The organism is Carboxylicivirga fragile, assembly GCF_050589805.1.
Taxonomy (GTDB): domain Bacteria; phylum Bacteroidota; class Bacteroidia; order Bacteroidales; family Marinilabiliaceae; genus Carboxylicivirga; species Carboxylicivirga fragile.
Window position 1 is genome coordinate 1 of record NZ_JBNGOY010000104.1, and the last position, 3,751, is coordinate 3,751.

General features: G+C 40.4%; 3 protein-coding genes. All 3 read right to left on the reverse strand.

Going from position 1 to position 3,751, the window contains the following annotated elements; all coding sequences use genetic code 11:
- Positions 1 to 189 precede the first annotated feature (189 nt).
- The 3 genes from arsC to ACRD7B_RS22635 all read right to left on the reverse strand — a co-directional run bounded on the left by arsC (position 190) and on the right by ACRD7B_RS22635 (position 3,470).
- Positions 190 to 531 (reverse strand): arsenate reductase (glutaredoxin), encoded by a 342-nt coding sequence (gene arsC / locus ACRD7B_RS22625; RefSeq protein ID WP_430826948.1) that lies wholly within the window; start codon positions 529 to 531, stop codon positions 190 to 192.
- 11 nt (positions 532 to 542) lie between these two features.
- A protein-coding gene (gene prfB / locus ACRD7B_RS22630) for a peptide chain release factor 2 (protein ID WP_430826949.1) occupies positions 543 to 1,644 on the reverse strand; the annotation gives its coding sequence in 2 pieces (ribosomal slippage) (positions 543 to 1,580 and positions 1,582 to 1,644; 1,101 coding nt in all).
- Between the two features lie 368 nt (positions 1,645 to 2,012).
- Positions 2,013 to 3,470: a trypsin-like peptidase domain-containing protein gene (locus ACRD7B_RS22635; protein ID WP_430826950.1), complete on the reverse strand. Its 1,458-nt coding sequence runs from the start codon at positions 3,468 to 3,470 to the stop codon at positions 2,013 to 2,015.
- Positions 3,471 to 3,751: the final 281 nt, after the last annotated feature.

Genomic DNA, 3,751 nt, shown 5'->3' on the forward strand with positions numbered 1-3,751 from the left:
CGAGATAGTTCACCTCAACTCTTCTGGTTTTCAGAAATTAATCTAAAATTTAAGAATAATATTAGAATTGCTAATCTAATAGCGTAGTCGAGATGGGTAGTATTTGATGATAAATCAATAGATAGGCATCTCGGCTATGCTCGATGAACGGGTATAAATATAGTATGTTCCAAAAGAGAAATATAGAAACTACAAAATAGTCTCAATAATTTCAGCAGGACGGCCAATGACAGCTTTGTCGCCATTGATGATAATTGGGCGCTCAATCAAGCGAGGGTATTCAAGCATAGCTAGTATCCATTCTTCATCACTTAGCTCTTTGTCCTTAAATTCTTCCTTGAAAATATCCTCATTGGTACGGATAATATCCATTGGTCGTTTGCCCAATTTCACAAGTATATCCGTTAGTTGATCAGGTGTCAACGCTTCGTCGAGGTATTTGCAAACTTCAACTTCAACACCTTTATCTTCTAATAATTTTAATCCGGCTCTACTCTTCGAGCACCTTGGGTTATGTAATATAGTAACCATGTTTTTTGTTTTTAATTAAATACTTCGTTTGCGCCAAATTCCATTAAATAGGCTTTGATAAAACCATCAAGATCGCCATCAAGTACGGCTTGTACATTCGATGTTTCATGATTGGTTCTGACATCCTTAACCAGTTTGTATGGTTGAAGCACGTATGAGCGAATCTGCGAACCCCACTCGATTTTTTTCTTTTGTGATTCAATTTTGTTCTGCTCTTGCATTTTCTTGCGCAACTCAATTTCGTAAAGCTGTGACTTAAGCAAGCGCATGGCATTTTCTTTGTTGCCAAGCTGCGAACGGGATTCGGTATTTTCAATCACAATGCCCGAAGGTTCATGACGCAGGCGAACACCTGTCTCTACCTTATTCACATTTTGTCCACCAGCACCACCTGATCGGAAAGTTTCCCAAATAACTTCATTTGGATTTACTTCTATTTCGATGGAATCGTCAATTAGAGGTATCACAAATACCGATGTGAAAGAGGTCATGCGTTTGTTGGCAGCATTAAAAGGCGAAAGACGCACCAATCGATGCACACCATTTTCACTCTTCAAATAGCCATAGGCAAAATCACCTTCAAACTGGATGGTTACTGACTTAACACCAGCTTCGTCACCAGGTTGATAATGCACTTCTTTAACTTTATAGTTGTGCGATTCGCCCCAGCGGATGTACATGCGCATCAGCATTTCGGCCCAGTCCTGACTTTCGGTTCCGCCGGCACCAGCATTTATTTTTAGCACGGCTCCCATCTTATCCTCATCGCGGCGAAGCATGTTTTTAAGTTCCAGCTTTTCGATAAGATCGATGCATAACTTATGTTGCTCCTCTACATCGGTAACTTCTGCATCTCCTGCTTTCTGAAAATCAAATAATATTTGAAGATCATCTACGGCTGACTTCACCTCCTCGTAATCGTTTACCCAGCTTTTGAGGCCTCGCAATTTCCGCATTTGCAACTCGGCCTTGGCGGCATCGTTCCAAAAATCAGGGGCCTGCGACCGTAGTTCTTCTTCTTCTATCTCAACTTTTTTACGGTCGATGTCAAAGATACCTCCTTAACGCTAGCTCGCGTCCACTGAGGTCTTTAAGTATGTCTTGTGTAATCATTGTATTTGTTAATTTATTGCAAAGGTATAAAAAAACCAGTGGTAAATACTTTAAGCGAATGAATGTTCGGAGATGGGTTTCCAGCCTCAGCAACGTAGCTTGGGCCCCTCTTGTCGAAGTTGATGAAAAGACAGAAGGTTGTTTGACCGAAGGGAGTTCATTCTGTCTCATCAACAAGATATAGAGGGTAAGTGAGTGCTGCAGCTGGCGGGTTTCTTTGTTTACTTTCTTCAGCTGAAGGAAGAAAGTAAAAGCCCTTGCGGCTTTAGCAAAGGACTGAAATTAAACTTCGAACTTATTGAAATACCTTAAGTGTTAGTGTACGTTCGAGATAAAAACGACTCTCTAATTAGTGTTGCGGCAAATGATTAATACCCGCTAGGGTAGAGGCCTTTGTTCATGTCTTTGCAATAGCGCGATATGTAGTTGTAGGCTTTAAAGTTGCCGAGTTCGCCGGCTTTATTCCAGTCTTGGCAAGCTTCTTTTTTTAGGCCAATGTTATAATTGGCAATGCCGCGATTGAAATAGGCATGTGTATCGTTTTTATCTTTTTCAATGGCTTTGTCAAAATCGCTTATGGCGCCCAGCATGTCCTCTTTTTCCGATTTTATGATGCCACGAAGCGTGAAGATACCCGCATAGCTCGGATCCAAATAGATGGTTTGATTAATATCGTCTAAGGTGGCCTCCCTGTCGGCTGAGTGTTGCATGCGTAGGCGAGCACGTTCGTAAAATGCACCTGCTTCAAGTGAGTCGTGCAAAACAGCTTCGGAAAGTTGTCGATAGGCGGTACGGATGTTTTTACTGTTGGCAAGTTTCAACATGGTCATTCGAACAATGGCAGGCGCAAATGTAGGCTGACGACTATTGCATAACTCGAAATTGATAAGGGCTTCTCTTTTCTCATTTTTCTCGAGCAGGAATAAACCTTGGAAATAAAACTGAAGAAAATAATCAGCATCTAATTCGTAACATTTGCTTAGGTCGGCTCGGCTGCCAACGTTATTTTTGTATTTATGTCTGGCGTAAGCTCTAATGCTGTAGGCCTCTGCATTGGAGGGGTCTTCCTTTATATAGCGACTAATGATGCGCGCCGATTCCACAAAATTCTCTGTTATAATGTGACTGATGCTTCTGCTTTTTTCGGCTCCAAGTAAAAGTTTTTTGTTCTCTAAGTTGGGAACATCTCTTAGGCGTGTATTGATGTCGATCCAGTTACTGTCGTTCAGTAGGTAGGTATTATATACAATTTGTTGGTTCGATTCAACTACCGATTTAACAATACCAAAAACCTCGCCTCGGTAATTGATGGCTGGTGCTCCATTGCTCTTGGGGCTGATCATGCCATTGATAATACCAGTGCGCGATATGAAAGGAAAATAAGCAATTTCTTTGACGGTAATCAGATCCGATCCATCAGCGGAATCATCCAAATGGTTAAATACAAGCGCCTCTTCTTCTACGCGGTACGATTGTTTTGAAGGGATAAGGTATTCGAACTGTTTCTGACGGTTTTGCTCAACCTTTATCAATGCCAGGTTGGTATATGGATGAACGGACAATATGCGCTCAATCTTGTAATCGCGACCATTGCGTAAAATTATGGCAGCAGAATCGGCATTTTCAAATATGCTGGCACTGGTAATAGCAAGGCCATCAGGAGATATGAAAAAGCCCGAAGCCGTACCTTTTGAAGGTCCGTCTGTAATGTAGGAGCGCGTTTCAAAAATAGCCTTCTCCGACTTCTCAATAATATCGATTAAGCTCTGCCCCTTAGCCGAGATTAAATAAAAAGTAAATAAGAAAAAGAGTAAAGTTTTTCTCATGCGCAATCCTTTTAATTTGGTCCGCTCCAAAAGTAATAAAAAAGGTAAGAAGGAGATAGAATATAAAAGTTATGGACTAGTTTTTTTGTTTTGAATCATTCTAATCTAATAGAGTTTATTGGATGTTTATTTTGTTTAGTATAGCTTTATGTGTAATTGGTAAAAGTCTAATAGAAATTAATATATTTAATCACTATTAACCGACTAAAGTCGGGATTCATAAAATTCTCTTCTACAGCGCCCATTTATTGGGCGTTTGGTTTTTTATTTCAAATTAGACC